This is a genomic window from Ruminococcus turbiniformis (genome assembly GCF_020687545.1).
Classification (GTDB): domain Bacteria; phylum Bacillota; class Clostridia; order Lachnospirales; family Lachnospiraceae; genus Mediterraneibacter; species Mediterraneibacter turbiniformis.
In genome coordinates this window covers 12,775-29,599 of the sequence record NZ_JAJEQX010000011.1, presented here as the reverse complement: position 1 = coordinate 29,599, position 16,825 = coordinate 12,775, and the positions used below count along the sequence as shown (strand labels likewise).

General features: G+C 49.1%; 14 protein-coding genes. All 14 read right to left on the bottom strand.

From position 1 onward, the window contains the following. Positions 1–63 precede the first annotated feature (63 nt). The 14 genes from LKD70_RS07595 to aspS all read right to left on the bottom strand — a co-directional run bounded on the left by LKD70_RS07595 (position 64) and on the right by aspS (position 16,477). A complete protein-coding gene (locus tag LKD70_RS07595) occupies positions 64–1,146 on the bottom strand; it encodes a PD-(D/E)XK nuclease family transposase (protein WP_227707428.1) in 1,083 nt (360 codons plus the stop codon). Positions 1,147–1,416: 270 nt separating this feature from the next. Then, positions 1,417–2,097: a TIGR00266 family protein gene (locus LKD70_RS07590; RefSeq protein ID WP_227707427.1), complete on the bottom strand. Its 681-nt coding sequence runs from the start codon at positions 2,095–2,097 to the stop codon at positions 1,417–1,419. 108 nt (positions 2,098–2,205) lie between these two features. Beyond that, positions 2,206–4,389 carry a sensor histidine kinase gene (locus LKD70_RS07585; protein ID WP_227707425.1) on the bottom strand — a complete coding sequence of 728 codons (2,184 nt, stop codon included), beginning with the start codon at positions 4,387–4,389 and terminating at the stop codon, positions 2,206–2,208. Continuing rightward, positions 4,361–5,059, bottom strand: coding sequence for a response regulator transcription factor (locus LKD70_RS07580; protein ID WP_227707424.1), 699 nt, complete (start codon positions 5,057–5,059; stop codon positions 4,361–4,363). Before LKD70_RS07580 ends, LKD70_RS07585 begins: the two co-directional genes overlap by 29 nt. 111 nt (positions 5,060–5,170) lie before the next feature. Beyond that, positions 5,171–5,680: a DedA family protein gene (locus LKD70_RS07575; protein WP_227707422.1), complete on the bottom strand. Its 510-nt coding sequence runs from the start codon at positions 5,678–5,680 to the stop codon at positions 5,171–5,173. 64 nt (positions 5,681–5,744) lie between these two features. Further along, on the bottom strand, positions 5,745–5,984 hold the full coding sequence (locus LKD70_RS07570) for a maltose acetyltransferase domain-containing protein (protein ID WP_227707421.1): 240 nt from the start codon (positions 5,982–5,984) through the stop codon (positions 5,745–5,747). A 5-nt stretch (positions 5,985–5,989) separates the two neighbouring features. Then, positions 5,990–6,184, bottom strand: coding sequence for a hypothetical protein (locus LKD70_RS07565; RefSeq protein WP_227707420.1), 195 nt, complete (start codon positions 6,182–6,184; stop codon positions 5,990–5,992). Positions 6,185–6,360: 176 nt separating this feature from the next. Next, positions 6,361–7,374, bottom strand: coding sequence for an acyltransferase (locus LKD70_RS07560; protein WP_227707419.1), 1,014 nt, complete (start codon positions 7,372–7,374; stop codon positions 6,361–6,363). Further along, on the bottom strand, positions 7,371–8,660 hold the full coding sequence (locus LKD70_RS07555; RefSeq protein WP_407690927.1) for a DNA polymerase Y family protein: 1,290 nt from the start codon (positions 8,658–8,660) through the stop codon (positions 7,371–7,373). The genes LKD70_RS07560 and LKD70_RS07555 overlap by 4 nt, the downstream gene beginning before the upstream one ends. Before the next feature lie 122 nt (positions 8,661–8,782). After that, entirely contained in the window at positions 8,783–11,389 is a 2,607-nt protein-coding gene (gene clpB / locus LKD70_RS07550) for an ATP-dependent chaperone ClpB (RefSeq protein ID WP_227707417.1), read from the bottom strand. A 333-nt stretch (positions 11,390–11,722) separates the two neighbouring features. After that, positions 11,723–13,153: an Asp-tRNA(Asn)/Glu-tRNA(Gln) amidotransferase subunit GatB gene (gene gatB / locus LKD70_RS07545; RefSeq protein ID WP_227707416.1), complete on the bottom strand. Its 1,431-nt coding sequence runs from the start codon at positions 13,151–13,153 to the stop codon at positions 11,723–11,725. Between the two features lies 1 nt (position 13,154). Continuing rightward, positions 13,155–14,636, bottom strand: coding sequence for an Asp-tRNA(Asn)/Glu-tRNA(Gln) amidotransferase subunit GatA (gene gatA, locus LKD70_RS07540; RefSeq protein ID WP_227707415.1), 1,482 nt, complete (start codon positions 14,634–14,636; stop codon positions 13,155–13,157). 101 nt (positions 14,637–14,737) lie between these two features. Beyond that, positions 14,738–15,031 (bottom strand): Asp-tRNA(Asn)/Glu-tRNA(Gln) amidotransferase subunit GatC, encoded by a 294-nt coding sequence (gatC, locus tag LKD70_RS07535; RefSeq protein ID WP_227707414.1) that lies wholly within the window; start codon positions 15,029–15,031, stop codon positions 14,738–14,740. Positions 15,032–15,145: 114 nt separating this feature from the next. Beyond that, entirely contained in the window at positions 15,146–16,477 is a 1,332-nt protein-coding gene (gene aspS / locus LKD70_RS07530) for an aspartate--tRNA(Asn) ligase (RefSeq protein ID WP_227707413.1), read from the bottom strand. Between the last annotated feature and the right edge of the window lie 348 nt (positions 16,478–16,825).

Genomic DNA, 16,825 nt, shown 5'->3' with positions numbered 1-16,825 from the left:
TGTAGAATCATTTTCCGGATCCGCTCTGTATCATAACAGAGTTGAATTCACACTGGTTCTTTCTCAACCTTTGGACCTTTCCGCCTCCAATGCTGCTTTCAGACGTTCGATCTCCCTGTTCTTCTCCTCAAGGACAGCACTGCTCTCCGATAATGCGGCGTCCTTTTCTGCAAGAGCTGCATCCTTTTCCGATAAGATCGCATCCCTTTCCGATAAGGCCGCATCCAACTGCCTCTTCTGTTCATCAATCTTATCCTGCATCTCATCGATCATATACTGCACTGTATTCCGGTCCAGTTCCTGCAATTCTTTGGAAAACATACTCATCACCTTCTCCGTGCTCAGGCACAGCTCGTAGATCTCCTCGTAGTATCGCCGGAACTGCGGGTACTGATCGATCAGCCGCCCGATCCATTCCGGATCGTCGATACTCAGAAACGTAAGCCATGCATCCAGTTTTGTTCTTATGCCTTTATTGTGAAGAATGTTTCGGAAGTTGTCAAGCGGGATAAAGGCATATTCCTGCAGAAGATCGATCTCAAGCCCGGTATCTGTCTTCTGCCTTGAACGGTGAATATAATCGTCCGGAAACTGGTGGAACTCCGCCGGGCTCTCTTCGTAAAAGATGATCGTATACACCTTTTTCATATCGCGGTAGCTGAACTTCTTTTTCGATTCACTTCTCTCGCTCCGCACCCGTTTGTACTGGCGGAGCAGCAGATCTGCGGAATAGCACGCCGCCCGCTGTCCGGGAAACATGTATCCCAGTTTCTGCACTTCCACATTTGCAAGACTGTGATTTTCCAGCTCAATGACAATATCCATGATGACAAGTGAACGTCCGTCTGCGATGTAAGGTGACTCCTGGGGAAGAACTTTTAAGATCCGGATCTTCTGCTTCAGAATGAGGGAGAGCAGTTCCTCCAGTCGCTCCGGCACCGTGTCCGGATCCATGATTTCTTTGAAAAAAGAGTCGTATAGAACCTTTACTCCTTTTATACCGGTGCAGAAGTCCAGAAACTCTTTTTGGTACTCATCTTCCCAACTCTCATACGTCATTTTCATTGTTTCATTTCCCGAGATTTCAGCGAGAAGCGCTTCCCGGGTGCGGATGTTTGAAAAAGTTTTCTGCAGTACATTTGCCATACGCATTTCCTCCTTTGCGTCTATGCAGTTTTTCTGAGTCAAAAATCAATAAGTTTCCGTTCATCATCGGGTAAGTGCTTCGAACTGAAGCTCCGAAAATGAGAAGCCGTAAAGGCTGTGACATTCGGCGGCAAGAACGCCGCCGGTATCAGTGCTTAAAGAATAGCACGCTTTCTGAAAAAATACAATATTCAAATTCCTCTTTATAAATCTCTCGAACTGCCGGGAGGACACACTTTCCTCCCGCCAAATCACTACTCACACATCTTCTTATTTACTCACCGGCATGAACTTAAGTATCTCACCCGCCACATTAGAGATTGGCATTGTCTGAAGCCATATGCGCCCCGGTCCTGTGATGATAGTGTTGAACAGCCCTTCGCCTCCGAACACCATGTTCTTGATTCCCGGCACAGTCTTAATCTCCATGCTGCATGTCGCATCCATGGCTGCCAGATATCCCGTATCAATCACGATCTGCTGTCCCGGCTGAAGGTTATACTCTATCACCGAACCGTCAAATTCAAGAAATGCAGTGCCCTGTCCCGACAGTTTCTGCATGATAAATCCCTCACCGCCAAAGAAGCCTGCTCCCAGCTTTTTCTGGAAGAATACCGACAGCTGAACACTGCTCTCCGCCGCAAGAAAACCGGATTTCTGCACAATCACTTCATTTCCCGGAGCTACATCCCACTTGCGGATCTGTCCCGGAAAACTTGAGGCAAAAGCAATCATGCCATTGCCGCCCACAGCGGTATACCTGTTCTGAAAGAAAGACTCGCCTGCAAACATTCTTCCGAATGCTTTCCCAATTCCTCCGTTGGATGTCGTCTCCATCTTCATGTTCGGTGACATCCAGCTCATGGAGCCTTTCTCTGTAATCATTGTCTCCCCGTCTTCAAGATAGCAGATAACTACCGGTAACTCGCCTCCCTGAATATCGTATCTCATACACTTTCTCCTTTCACATTTTCTGTTGAATTTATATCCATTCTACCATAAAATGCCGGAAAGCGAACTCTCCTTCCGACATTTTAACTAAAATTTGATCTTTCCTGTTCAACTCGCGGCTCCGCTGCCGTCTGCTTCAGACCGGGCATCCGCCATCTGCGTCTCCTCGGGGGGAATCTCCAGTTTCGGCAGCATGATATCTGCCTTGAAAAGATCCGCTTCCGTAGAAATTTTCAAAGTTCCGTGCTGCAGTTCCGCAAAGCTCTTTGCGATTGCAAGGCCCAGTCCGGAGCCTTCTGTATTCCGGGAGGAATCCCCGCGCACAAAACGGTCTGTAATCTCCTCTGCATTAAAGTTCAGTTCCGAAGCCGACACATTTTTCATCGAGATATGCACGCTGCTTTCCTCCTCTGTCAGCTCAATATACACTCTCGTGTGCGGCATTGCGTATTTTGTAATATTGACAATCAGGTTTTCAAAAATCCGGTATGTTTTCTGACTGTCCAGCCACATAACCAGTTTGTGATCCGGCAGCTTCCAGCGGAATTCCAGATGCGATTCCCTGATTTTGCTGTCATTCTCAAGTCCGACCTGTTTTAAAAGATCCACGATGTCCACTTTCATAAAATGCATGACCACACTCTTGCTCGCCGCCTTGCTGATCTCAAACAGATCTTCGATCAGCACTTTCAGGCGCAGCGATTTTCGTTCCAGGACATCAATATACTCTTTTCTCTTCTCTGCATCTTTCTCGTTCTTGAGCAGATCCGTATAGGTGATGATCGCTGTCAGCGGTGTCCTGAGATCATGAGAGACATTTGTGACAAGTTCCGTCTTCATTCTCTCGTTTTTCACTTCTTCATCCACCGCTTTCTTAAATCCCTTCTGTATCTTCTTCAGTTCATCCTGAATCGGGTTGAACAGCCCGATATCCCCTTCAATCGGAACGTCCAGATGTCCTTCTGCAAGCTGATTCGTTGATTTGAGAAGCAGCTTGTATTTTTCCTGCAGATCCTTCGTATATTTGCGGAGGAATAAGAACAGCAGCACCGAGTAGATAATCAGCGCAAGTGTTCCGTAGTACCACAAAAAGCACACGAGCGCCAGGATAATATAATTGATTATGACAATCTTGAGAATCGTCCTGTTTGTTTTATCCTGAAAATCAATGTGAAGCAGATTGTCATACTGCCTTGCCACTAATGCTTTTCCTTTTCTCAAAGTCTTTTTTGCCGCGCTTTTCACCCCGCTTTCATCGCCTGCAAAACGGCGGATCAGCTTTGCAGTCAGAGTCCGCTCTTTAAAATATGCCGTTTTCATCCGGATTACCGCCCGGAAACATGTCACTGCCCAGAATATGATCCCGAAGATCAGGAACCACATCAGGAAATTCAGCGTCCATATGATAATCTCCCCGCCGTGTCCCGCCGCAGGATAATTCCCGGTAATTGTCGTGTACACAAGATCCGCGGGCAGATACTGGATATTTGTTCCGAATATAATAACAATTAAAACAGCCAGCGGAATCTCAAACGGAACAGTGAAGATTTTTCTCCCGCTGATATCAAGCCGCTTTGCGAACGGCAGAAGAAGCGCTGCTGCTATGACAAAGAGAAGCAGGCACTCCAGGGTATCCCTGTAATATGTTGTATTTACAAAGCTGTAATTATAGATACCCGAGCCGATCGTCTCACCGTAAGTATCCAGATTTTTCTCTGTCATCCCGTATACAATGGTGACTCCTGCCGGCTCGGCAATACTGGATATCTCATAATTATATCCGACTTCAGACGCCACATTTAAATACTGTGATTCCAGCTCATACTCCTCCTGCGGATCCAGCACCGTCCCGTCGATCTGAATCCCCGAAAGCTCTCCGTCCTCCGAAAATGTATACTTTGCCCGGAATGCATAATAAGATTCACTCGCCGCTTTTAACCGTTCCGCAACCGTCTCAGAAGCCGCATTAAGCTGCGCATTTCCCTCTGCATCGAAAATTTCATAGTCCATGTACCGTCTCGTCAGGTTAAACTGCTGCTGACCGTACATTTCCAGAACTTCCGCCGGGTCTGTCTCCTCAGACAGCTCATTGTACAGAATATACACGCCCTCGTTCAGATCATAGGACATGCTGTCTATCGTCTCCGCCCGGCGGCTGTCCTCCGACTGAATCGTCTTCAGGAAATCCGATATCTCCCCGTATCGAAACAGCATAACCAGCGAACATAAGCCGAGAATGATTACAGCGGCAATAATGCCTGCATTACGGCTGTCTTTCAATTTTATAGCCAACTCCCCACACCACCTTTAAATATTTTGGATTTTTAGGATCAATCTCTATCTTTTCTCTTATATTTCTCACATGAACCATAATGGTGTCTGTGTTGATTGCTTTCTCCTGCCATACTCTCTCATAGATCTCCTCTGACGAGAACACCCGTCCCGGATTTTTGGCGAGGAGAAGCAGGATCTTGTATTCGATCGGCGTAAGTTTCACAGGGTTGCCATCCATTGTCACTTCCACAGTCTCCTCGTTGATCTCCAGTCCGCCGATCACATACACGTTTGCCTTCGGCGTCAGCTTCTCCAAAAACTTTCTGTATCGTCTGAGCTGGGAATTTACCCTTGCCATCAGTTCCATCGGAGTAAACGGTTTCGTTACATAATCATCCGCACCGATATTCAGCCCTGTAATTTTATCCACCTCCTCTGACTTGGCTGAAAGCATGATCACCGGGAAATCATACTTTTCCCGCAGCTTCATTGTCATCCTTATACCGTCCATTCTCGGCATCATAATATCAACAATCGCAAGGTGAATCTCCTCTCTTTCAATCACCTCCAGCCCTTCCACTCCATCTGCCGCTTCGAACACTTCGTATCCCTGGCTCTGCAGATAGATCCGTACACCTTCGCGTATCTCCTTATCATCCTCAACAATCAGAATATGATTTGCCTCCATTTTACTCTGTCTCCTTTCTCCTGATCCGGCTGCCCCGGCCTTTTCGGCGCACAATTGATTTTAGAGCATCTCCACACAGATGGCAAGTCAGCCGGTCACTTTTTCCCCTCGTCACGATAACAGATTAACCGCGGCGTCTCCGAAGAAATATCCCGCCCCCACAAAAGCCAGATTCCAGAGAAACACGCCACACAGGGAACTGACTGTATATTTTGCAAAATCCATCTTCACCATTCCGGCAGGTATAGAGATCAGTGTCCGCGCCACGGGGATCAGCTTGCTGATAAATACGCCGATACCGCCTTTCTCCCGCAGGAATTTCATCTTCTCTTCTATCACCGGTTTCTGCTTTGGAAATTTCTTAAAGTAGAATCCCATCAGCTTTCCGCCGCCGAATCTTCCGAGCAGATAGAGCACCCAGCTTCCCGTAAGTCCTGCTGCCACCGAAAGAATCATGACCGCCGGAAAGCTGATCTCTCCTCTGGCTGCCCAGAGCCCCGCCAGCGGCATGATAAGCCCGGCCGGGAATCCCGGAAGATTCAGATACTCTAAAAAAACGATCAGGTAGATGAAAAAAGCACCGTATTGTAAAAAATAAGTGGTAAGTTCCTGGATGTTCATGAATACAGCCTCCTTTTACTGTATACAGGATAACCTGTATTTCTAAAGGAGGCTGATATAAGATTCAAAAGAAATTCTTAAGATTTTCGTAGAAATCAGAATAGAGAAACTCCGCACAAAACAGAAAAATCGGGCAGGGGAAGTCCGGTTCAAAAAAAGGATTTTTTCCCAGGGATCCCAGAAGCTTCCTCAAAATTTCTTCTCTTTTCTCCGGTGCTTCCCCATAAGACCGGTTATACTGATTTGTCAGAAAGACCGCTTCTTTTCTCGCATTAACCAGTTCCTCCGTGAGATCATTGTACATTTCTCCTACAGCTCACATGTACGGGCAAAATTCTCAAGATCATTCAATGAAAACGGAGCGTATTCTGCCAGGAACTCAAAGTAGTCAAAATTTCCTGTAGATGCCGCTGCCTCCACAATTGTCGGCCATGTGCTCCAGATTCGTGTGTTTACAGTTGTTCCGCCGTTGTCTAAAATTTCTCTTAGCTTATTTAATTTCATATTCTTTTTTATAACTCCGATTATTCTTCTCTTTAATTTTCTTCCGTGAAGTGCGGATTTGACGGATGGCATCTACCGTCTGGAGTCGTCCCGAGTGCAAACGCATCCCCGAGGGATACCCTTACACACCATGCGCGGATTTCTCCTGTCGGTCTGTTTCATCCGGAAAATCCGAATCACGTAATTCTCCGTCCCACTTTCGTCTTTCTCATCAGCCAGACACACACAAACGACACTGCCGTAATCACGACAATCAGTCCCGGCACGGCGATCCAGGCGGACAGATCGTACGCTTCCATATGTTTCTTGTAATTGTCAAGAAAAAGAATATGAATCAGATAAATTCCAAAAGAACATCCGCAGAAAAGGTCTATCACTCTGCGCGCATGTTCACCCGGTTTAAGACATCCGTCTCCAAGCCGGAGCATAAAAAGGAAAAACGCTGCCGCGGAAAGAACTACAGACGGCATTCCATAAGTAAGCGCACCCTCATAGTGGTCTCCCTGAATTACTGTAACCGCAAATGTCACCCCGAAGGAGACTGCCATGCCGAATGCACAGATCAGAGCTGCCCCGGTCTGACTGACCGGAATTTTCTCTCTGTATTTATAGATATAATATCCCAGAAACAGATAATAGGCATATACACGGTCACCGATCAGCGGCAGATCATAGTACATTTCCGCACCCATAAGCCAGAAAATATAGTTGAAAAGTACTGCCAAAGCCGCAATTATGAGCAATGCTTTTTCGAGCTTCACGCTCAAATTTCTGCACATCACCTGGAAAAACGGCAGCACAAGGTAAATCGGGATCATAGCATACAGATACCACAGATGTGCCTCCGCCGGAACATACAGAATTTCTCTCAAGTCAAAGCCGGACTTCATATAACATGTATTCCAGATATAGTAAACAGCACTCCAGACAATAAGAACTGTTAAAAAGCGCAGAAGCCTTTTCCCATGCTTTTCAAGCGGCTCTTCTCTCCCGAGAAGCAGAGCCCCTGAAATCATAAAAAATGCGGGCACACTGACCCGCGCAATAGTATCCACTGCCAGCGAAAACAAATACTCGCTGTCGGGAATTTTTCCATAGGCCCTGCAAAAATAGTTGCTCACATGGATGGCAATAACCAAAATAAACGAAACCATCCTGATCAGCTCCAGATTGTAATCCTTTTCTCTCATAGCATTCCCCTCTGATTCTCCCCTGTTTTTTTCTTCCCGCTTTTTTCCTTTTCCCGTTCTTCCTTATCAGTACGGATATTCTTTTTCATCATACTTGCCTTCACCACCGCGCCTTCCCCGAACCGGGCGTTTAATTCATCCATGGCTTTCTTCAGGCGCTTATGTTTCTCATCCGGTTCCTTCGGAAGTTCAATATCAAAAATAGAAAGCTGCTCCGGCGCGGACTCTTCCACAAGTTTGGACGTCCGTATACCCAGAAGCCGCACCGGCTCGCCACTCCATATTTCAAGAAAAAGGCTGCACGCTGTTTCTTTCAATACTTTCGGATCGCTGGTCGGGCGGTCAAGCTGAACCTGGTGGGAGTTTGTCCGGAAATCATAATACTTGATCTCCATGCTCACCATTCCGGCCTTTTTCCCCGCTTTTTTGAGTCTTCTTCCCACGCTTTCGGCAAGTTCTTCAAAGACCGGACAGACATCCTCATATGTGGCGGCATCCTCTCTCAGCGTCGTAGAGTTGCCGATTCCCTTGGCCTCCTCCGGCTCTGCCTGAACCGCAGAAGCGCCGATTCCGTTGGCAAATTCCCAAAGCATTCTGCCATGGCTTTTCAAATGAAGAGATATCAGCTCAGGATCTGAACGCGCAAGATCCCCTATTGTATTAATCTCAAGCTTTTTCAGTACCTCCACGCTGGAACGTCCTGCCATATAGAGTTCACCGATCGGCAGAGGCCACATCTTCTGCTGAATTTCTTCCGGGAAGAGAGTATGTACCTTATCCGGCTTTTCAAAATCCGACGCCATCTTCGCAAGCAGTTTATTTGTAGAAATACCTATATTTACAGTGAAGCCGAACTTCTTTTTTATTCCTTCCTTTATCTCAATCGCCCCGTCTGCCGGCGAGTTGTATCGGTCTGCTATCGGTGTGAAATCCATGTAGCACTCATCCACACTGACCTGCTCGATCTCTTTCGTAAATGTCCGAAGATACTCCATAAGCATCCTGCTTTTTTCCCGGTACATCTTGTGATTCGGCGGATACATGGCAAGATTCGGGCACTTACGAAAGGCATTCGCAACGGGTTCCCCCGTGCGGATGCCATATCTTTTTGCCGCAGGGGATTTAGCGAGTACCACGCCGTGGCGGGATTCCTGGTCTCCGCCAATGATGGCCGGTATCTCGCGCACATCCACTTTGGCTCCGTTTTTCAGCTGTTCCACTGCAGTCCAGCTCAAATAAGCTGAATTTACATCTATATGAAAGATGATCGGTGTCATCTGTTTCATCTGACAGATCCGTCCTTTCGCACTCCCGCAGTCTTTACCGCAGCTGCCCTTTTCATTTCAACAGCTTCTGTTGCCGCGGCTGCCCTTTTCATTTCAACAGCCTCTGTTGCCGCGGCTGCCTTTTACATTTCCGCTGCCGTAATCTGTCCCTTTACTTCCGCGGCGAGCTTCCCGTCTTTTACGTCAATCAGGATCGTATCCTCCCTGCCGACATTTCCTGCGAGAATCAGTCTTGCGGCGAGTGTCTCCACATTTTTCTGCAGATATCTCTTCAGCGGCCTTGCGCCGTACATCGGATCATATCCGCCATCCACGACAAAGTCCTTTGCCGCTTCTGTCAGCTCGATCCTCAGTTCCCTCTCGGAAAGCCGTCTGTTGACATCTGCTATCAGTAAATCAATAATGGCACGGATGTTCTGTTTCGTCAATGGCTTGAACATAATTATCTCATCAAGACGATTAAGAAATTCAGGTCTGAAATGTGCCTTCAGGTCATTCATCACCATTTCCTGACTCTGTCCGTCGATCGTTCCGTCGTCGCGAATACCTTCCAGCAGATAATTTGCCCCGATATTCGACGTCATAATAAGGATCGTATTTTTGAAATCAACGGTCCGCCCCTGAGAATCCGTAATACGTCCGTCATCGAGCACCTGAAGAAGAACATTGAATACATCCGGATGAGCTTTCTCCACCTCATCAAAGAGCACGACAGAATACGGTTTTCTTCTGACTGCCTCTGTCAGCTGTCCGCCTTCGTCATATCCCACATATCCCGGAGGCGCTCCAATCAGTCTGGACACGGAATATTTCTCCATGTACTCACTCATGTCGATACGCACCATATTATTTTCATCATCAAAAAGGCTCTGCGCAAGTGCCTTGGCAAGTTCCGTTTTACCAACGCCTGTAGGACCGAGGAACAGGAAAGAACCGATCGGCTTGCTGGGGTCTTTAATGCCTGCCTTTGAGCGGATAATAGCCTCCGTCACAAGCTCTACGCCTTCGTCCTGGCCGACCACGCGCTTGTGCAGCTCATCCGCCAGATGAAGCGTCTTGTTCCTCTCGCTCTCATTAAGCTTTGCAACCGGAATACCGGTCCATCGGGACACGATACGCGCAATCTCATCGTCTGTCACGGCCTCATGGACAAGAGACAGATCCCTTGCTTTTACCTTTTCTTCTTCTTCCTCCAGCTGCTTCTGAAGCTGGGGCAGCGTACCATACTGAAGCTCTGCGGCCTTATTCAGGTCATATTCCCTTTGAGCCTTCTGTATGTCCTTATTGACCTGCTCGATCTGTTCGCGGATCTTCTGGACACGCTCCACAGCATTTTTTTCATTCTCCCACTGTACCTTTTTACCTGCATACTCTTCTCTTAAGCCCGCAAGTTCTTCCTGAAGGTGCTCCAGACGTTCCCTGCTCAGGCGGTCTTCTTCCTTTTTCAGAGCTTCTTCTTCAATCTCAAGCTGCATGACACGTCTGCGGAGTTCATCCAGCTCAGTCGGCATGGAGTCAAGTTCTGTCTTGATCAACGCACACGCCTCATCCACAAGGTCGATAGCTTTATCCGGAAGGAAACGGTCTGAAATATATCGGTTGGAAAGCGTTGCCGCCGCTACGAGAGCGCTGTCGGTAATCTTCACGCCATGGAAAACTTCATAACGTTCTTTCAGTCCTCTCAGAATGGAAATCGCATCCTCAACCGTCGGTTCATCTACCATAACCGGCTGGAACCGTCTCTCCAGAGCCGCATCTTTCTCGATGTATTCCCTGTATTCATCAAGCGTTGTAGCGCCGATACAGTGCAGTTCGCCTCTGGCAAGCATAGGCTTTAACATATTGCCTGCATCCATCGCCCCGTCCGTCTTGCCGGCTCCTACGATTGTATGCAGCTCATCGATAAAGAGGATAATCTTGCCGTCGCTGTTTTTCACTTCCTCCAGCACGGCTTTCAAACGTTCTTCGAACTCGCCGCGGTATTTTGCTCCTGCGACAAGGGCTCCCATGTCGAGAGAGAAAATCGTCTTTTCCTTCAGTCCTTCCGGCACATCGCCGCTTACAATCCGCTGTGCAAGACCTTCTACAACCGCTGTTTTTCCGACGCCGGGTTCTCCGATCAGAACCGGATTATTTTTTGTCTTACGGGAGAGAATCCGAACTACATTCCGAATCTCCTCGTCACGTCCGATCACCGGATCGAGCTTCTGCTCTCTTGCGCGCTCCACCAGATCCTGCCCGTATTTGTTCAGTGTGTCATAAGTTGCCTCCGGGTTGTCACTTGTAACCCTCTGGTTTCCCCTGACTGTGGAAAGCGCGTGGAGGAATCCTTCACGGCTGATCCCGAACTCACGGAAAAGCTGTTTCATTTCTTTACTTGCATATTTTAACAGGGAAAGAAACAGATGCTCAACAGAGACATATTCATCCCCCATCTGTTTCGCCTCATCCTCAGCATGGATAAGGGCATTATTGAGATCCTGTCCGACGTAAGCTTTGCCGCCCTGGACTTTCGGCCGCTTACCTATGGCCTGCTCCACACTGTTGATAAAAAGCTGGCCCTGGATACTCATCTTTTCAAGCAGTTTTAAAATCAGGCTGTCATCCTGCGTAAGCAGCGCGTAGAGCAGATGCTCCTGCGCCAGTTCCTGGTTTCCGTTATCTGCGGCGACCTTCTCGCAGTTTTGAACAGCCTGAAGAGAATTCTGTGTAAATTTATTGATATTCATGGCTATCCCTCCTTCATTCCCGCGAGCAGCGAACCGGGCGGACATACTTACATGTCCGTTTGGCGGCTGCCGTGGGGGGCTGATACCCCGCATGCCTGCATCGGGGTATTTGACTGCACGCCTGCGCAAAGATGATTATTCTTCCTCGCGCAGTGTGAGGACACTGATTGTTTTCGTGTTCTATTAGCAATATAGCAAGAATTGTTAGCCATGTCAAGTGTCGAGTGCTAATTTATTATTTCTTTTTTGAGAAGTTTTTGAAACGCCTGGCTCTGACCTGTATATACAGTTTTTCTTCTATAACAGGAACTCTTTTGTATTGAACTGTGTTTTCTAAAGAATCTCCATGAGCATCTTTCTCACGGTACCGGCGTCTGCCTTGCCTTTGAGCGCCCTCATACTCTGTCCCATGAGCGCCCCGAAGGCTTTCTCCTTACCGCCTTTATAGTCGGCGACTGCCTGCGGATTGTCGGCAAGCACATTCTCGATTGCCTCTCTGATGGCTTTCTCGTCATTGACCGTCTTCAGTCCGTTTTCTTCCACGTACTTCTCCGGGTCAACATCATCTGTGAAGATCTGTTCAAACACCTTTCTTGCGACAGAAGCACTGACCGTGCCTGCGTCTGCAAGGTCAATCAGCTTTGCCAGATACTCCGGTGAAAAGGTAAGATCTTCCGGTTCCATTCCCCTGTCTTTCATCAGACGGAACATCTCGCCCATGATCCAGTTGGCAACCTTTTTAGGTTTGCCGCACAGCCTGGCAGCCTCCTCAAAAATATCCGCCACATGCTTCGACTCTGTAATCAGTTCTGCGTCATACTGCGGGATATCAAATTCCCTCTTATATCTTTCCATCTTCTCTGTGCGCAGTTCCGGCAGTCCGGCGCGAATCTTTTCAATCCACTCGTCGCTGATCACAATCGGCACAAGATCCGGCTCCGGAAAGTAACGGTAGTCCTGCGCGTCCTCTTTGGAACGCATGGCATAGGAATGTTCCTTATTATCATCCCACCGTCTCGTCTCCTGGATAACTTCCTTCCCTTCCTCGAGAAGCTCGATCTGTCTTGCGCGCTCTCCCTCGATGGCATGGGCGATTGCCTTAAAGGAGTTCAGGTTCTTCATCTCCGTCCTTGTCCCGAACGTGTCCGTTCCGGCTTCTCTGACGGACAGGTTCACATCCGCTCTCATGGAACCTTCCTGAAGCTTACAGTCCGACACACCGAGATACTGGGCAATCATACGCAGTTTTTCAAGGTATGCGATCACTTCGTCCGCGGATCTCATATCCGGCTCGGATACAATCTCCACGAGGGGCACGCCGCTTCGATTGTAATCCACAAGGGATGTGTCATCCCACTCGTCGTGGACGAGTTTTCCGGCATCCTCTTCCATGTGCATCTCATGGATGCGCACTTTCTTCGCACCGGAAGGGGTATCGATCTCCACATATCCGTCTCTCGCAATCGGAAGATAGAGCTGTGAGATCTGGTAGTTCTGCGGGTTATCCGGATAGAAATAGTTCTTTCGGTCAAACTTGCACACCTGGGTAATCTTACAGTTTGCGGCAAGCCCAAGTGCCATGGCGTACTCTACCACCTGTTTGTTGAGCACCGGAAGGGAACCCGGCATCCCGGTACATACCGGACAGGTATGGGTATTCGGCGCGCTTCCGAACTCTGTGCTGCATCCGCAGAAAATCTTTGTTTTCGTCGCCAGCTCAATGTGCACTTCCAGTCCGATTACTGTCTCATACTGCTTTGCCATATCAGCACGCCTCCTTTCCGGTGTCTGCTGCCATCGTTTCATATTTTTTCTCCGTGGCGCACTCGTATGTGTACGCCGCCCGGATCAGTGTCTTTTCCGCAAACGCATCCCCGATCAGCTGCATGCCGATGGGAAGCCCCCGGCTGTCCTTTCCCACAGGAACACTCATGCCCGGAAGGCCTGCCAGATTTACGGAGATCGTGTAAATATCTCCCAGATACATTTTCATCGGGTCGCTTAAGCTGCTGCCAAGTTCCGGCGCTGTTGTGGGAGCCACCGGTCCGAGGATGATATCGTATTTCTCAAATGCCGCGTCAAACGCTTTTTTGATGAGTGCCTTTGTACGGAGCGCCTTCAGATAATATGCGTCATAATATCCGGAGCTTAAAACGAACGAGCCGAGCATGATCCTGCGTTTTACCTCTGCGCCGAAGCCCTCCGAACGGGTCTTCTTATACATATTGTGAAGGCCTTCGTACTCCGCTGTCCGGTAGCCGTACTTTACACCGTCGAACCGCTCCAGGTTAGAGCTTGCCTCGGCCGCGGCGATTGTATAGTAGGCCGGAATCGCGTATTTCACAAGCCCCAGGTCAAACAGTTCCACAGATGCGCCCTGGCTTTTGAGCACTTCCGCCGCGTTTAAAACCGCTTCTTTTACTTCCGGGTCAAGACCATCTCCCAGATAGTCGCCCGGGATTCCGATACGGAGCCCTTTCACATTGTTAACGAGAGCTTCCGTAAAGTTCAGATCCTCTCTGACAATAGATGTGCTGTCTTTTCTGTCATGGGACGCCACGGCTTCGAGAAGCGCCGCACAGTCCGATACATCCTTTGCAACCGATCCGATCTGATCAAGAGAGGAACCGTATGCGATCAGTCCATATCTGGAAACGGTTCCGTAAGTCGGTTTCATACCGACCACGCCGCAGTAGGAGCTTGGCTGGCGGATGGAACCGCCTGTGTCCGACCCGAGCGCCGCGAAGCATTCTCCCGCTGCTACCGCCGCGCAGGAGCCGCCCGAAGAACCGCCCGGCACATGGTTTGTATTATGCGGGTTTTTGGTCGGTCCGTACCAGGACGTCTCCGTGGTACTTCCCATGGCGAACTCATCCATGTTCGTCTTTCCGAGAATCACCATGCCCGCCTTCTTTAAATTCTCCACCGCCTCTGCAGTGTAGGTCGGTTTGAAGTTGGAGAGAATCTTTGAACTGCACGTAGTGAGCTGTCCCTTAATGCACATGTTGTCTTTCACCGCCACGGGCACTCCCGCCAGAGGCCCTGTCAGTTCTCCCGCGTCAATTTTCTTCTGTATTTCATCCGCCTGGAAAAGCGCATCTTTCTCGTCAAGCGTTACATAACTGTTGATCACCGGCTCTGCTTCTTCTGCCCGCTTTAGCGCCGCTTCCACCGCCTCCCGGACGGTGACTTCACCGGCTTTTATTTTCTTTCCAAGCTCAAGAGCTGTAAGCTGTAATAATTCCATATTTCAGGCCGCCTTTCTGTCTTAAGTCCATATCTTTTGATACTTCTGATATCCCCGCCGCTGTCCCGGCTGTCGTCTGACCGCCCATGCGGTTCTGCGCGTCAGCCGATCGTTTTGGGCACCTCGAAAGTATCTTCCTTTCTCTGGGGCGCGTTGGCAAGCGTCTCTTCCCTGCCGTCCCCGTTTGTCACAACATCATCCCGGAACACATTATTCACCGGGAAGACGTGGGACATGGGTTCGATACCCGATGTGTCCAGTTCGTTTAATGTATCAATATAGTCCAGCATTTTTTCCATATCTTCCTTGGCCGCCTCTTTCTCCTCATCGGAGAGTTCCAGCTTGGCAAGTATGCCGACATATTCAATTGTCTCGTCTGATATTTTATTTGCCATGACTTTCCTTCCTTTCCGCAGTCATCCTGTTTTCTCTCAGGCCGGATTCCTGCCGCCGCTTTTCTTCCCTGCCGCGTCTTTTTCTGATTCCGGCTCATTCTGAATCCGTTTTTTCTATGGCTCAAGTCTGCTCATATCTCTCGGGAACAGCGTTGTCTCACGCACATTGTCATCCCCTGTCAGCTTCATGGTCAGTCTTTCAAGGCCGATCCCCAGTCCGCCATGGGGCGGCATGCCGTACTTGAATGCGCTTAAATACTGCTCCATCCCCTCATCAGTCATACCTCTTTGCTCCATCTTCTCAAGCAGCATATGATAGTCATGAATGCGCTGACCGCCTGTGGTGATCTCCATTCCTCTGAACAAAAGATCAAAGCTCAGCGTATATGTCCCGTCCGCCGGATCATCCATCGCGTAGAACGGGCGCTTCTTCGACGGATAGTGAGTGACAAAGACAAAGTCCGCGTCCCACTTTTCCTTCGCGTATCTGCTGATCAGCACCTCTTCCTCCGGTTCCAGATCATACGGACTTCTGATCTTCCGCCCGTATTCCTCGGATACAAGGCGCTTGATCTCATCGAAGCGCACCGCCGGAATTTCATCCGTCTTTGGCAGCTCAATACCAAGTATCCTTATCTCATCTGCGTACTCTTTTTTCAGCAGCTCCATGGCATACTGAAGATATCCCGTCTCCATTGCCATAATATCCTCGAATCCGTCGATATATCCCATCTCGAAATCAAGGCTCGTATATTCGTTTAAGTGGCGCTTCGTGTTGTGTTTCTCCGCCCGGAATACCGGCGCTGTCTCAAACACTCTGTCGAACACGCCCACCATCATCTGTTTGTAAAACTGCGGGCTCTGCTGCAGCACGGCCGGCCTGTGGAAATACTCAAGTCTGAACAGGTTCGCCCCGCCCTCTGCGCTCTTCGCGCCGATCTTCGGCGTGTGGATCTCTGTAAATCCCTCTCTGTACAGGAAGTCCCGAAATCCTCTCACAAGTCCCTCCTGGATGCGGAATCTTGCCCGTTCCCGGAGATTGCGAAGAGAAATAGGACGGTAGTTTAACTTTGCCTCAAGAGATGTGTTCATCTTCCACTTTGCGATCGGAAGCGGCATCGGCGCGGCCGGTTCGCTTAAAATGCGGATTCCCCTCAGGCGGATCTCAATCCCTTGAGGCGCTTTCTCCGACGCTTCCACAACTCCTGTAACTTCCACCGACGCTGCCTCTTTGACATCTTTTAAATCAAATCCGGATACGCCTTTCTCGTAGACGCACTGTACAAGGCCGCCGCGTTTCCTCAGGATCAGGAATGCCACGGTTCCCATATCGCGGATCGTGTGGACAGCTCCGTTTACTTTTACGGTCTGTCCTTTCACCTCTTCTGCGAGCAGATCGGCAAGTTCATAAGTTTCTTTCTGTTTTACTCCTTTTACCAGTTCCATGTTTTTTCTCCTTTCAGACGCCTCACCCCGGGGCTTTCCTTTTCTGCGCTTTGTGATCCGACTTATTGTGCAATCACCGGAAGTAATAAAAGGCATATTCCGGTATTGTAAGCGGCCGCCAGTACAAAAAGAAAGCCCCGGGATACTAAAGTATCCCGGGACGGAAATTATCAAGATAAAATCCGCGGTACCACCCGCATTGAACCCCACACCAGAATTTGGCCTGCGCCTGCGGCTTGCCCTCGTTAAGTGCTTTCGGTTCCTCTCTTTGCATGTAACGTATGCTACGCGTACCGCCCTACTTAGGTTCAGACGGTCAGCTCCCAAGTGTTCCCACGATTTCCTCCG

Bases quoted from the DNA above. Each gene is read 5' to 3' on its own strand.
- LKD70_RS07590 (WP_227707427.1), bottom strand. From the start codon at position 2,097: ATGAGATACGATATTCAGGGAGGCGAGTTACCGGTAGTTATCTGCTAT.
- LKD70_RS07575 (WP_227707422.1), bottom strand. From the start codon at position 5,680: ATGAACATCCAGGAACTTACCACTTATTTTTTACAATACGGTGCTTTT.
- LKD70_RS07555 (WP_407690927.1), bottom strand. From the start codon at position 8,660: ATGAAACAGATGACACCGATCATCTTTCATATAGATGTAAATTCAGCT.
- aspS (WP_227707413.1), bottom strand. From the start codon at position 16,477: ATGGAACTGGTAAAAGGAGTAAAACAGAAAGAAACTTATGAACTTGCC.
- clpB (WP_227707417.1), bottom strand. From the start codon at position 11,389: ATGAATATCAATAAATTTACACAGAATTCTCTTCAGGCTGTTCAAAAC.
- gatB (WP_227707416.1), bottom strand. From the start codon at position 13,153: ATGGCAAAGCAGTATGAGACAGTAATCGGACTGGAAGTGCACATTGAG.
- gatA (WP_227707415.1), bottom strand. From the start codon at position 14,636: ATGGAATTATTACAGCTTACAGCTCTTGAGCTTGGAAAGAAAATAAAA.
- LKD70_RS07565 (WP_227707420.1), bottom strand. From the start codon at position 6,184: ATGAAATTAAATAAGCTAAGAGAAATTTTAGACAACGGCGGAACAACT.
- LKD70_RS07595 (WP_227707428.1), bottom strand. From the start codon at position 1,146: ATGGCAAATGTACTGCAGAAAACTTTTTCAAACATCCGCACCCGGGAA.
- LKD70_RS07570 (WP_227707421.1), bottom strand. From the start codon at position 5,984: ATGTACAATGATCTCACGGAGGAACTGGTTAATGCGAGAAAAGAAGCG.
- LKD70_RS07560 (WP_227707419.1), bottom strand. From the start codon at position 7,374: ATGAGAGAAAAGGATTACAATCTGGAGCTGATCAGGATGGTTTCGTTT.
- LKD70_RS07580 (WP_227707424.1), bottom strand. From the start codon at position 5,059: ATGGAGGCAAATCATATTCTGATTGTTGAGGATGATAAGGAGATACGC.
- gatC (WP_227707414.1), bottom strand. From the start codon at position 15,031: ATGGCAAATAAAATATCAGACGAGACAATTGAATATGTCGGCATACTT.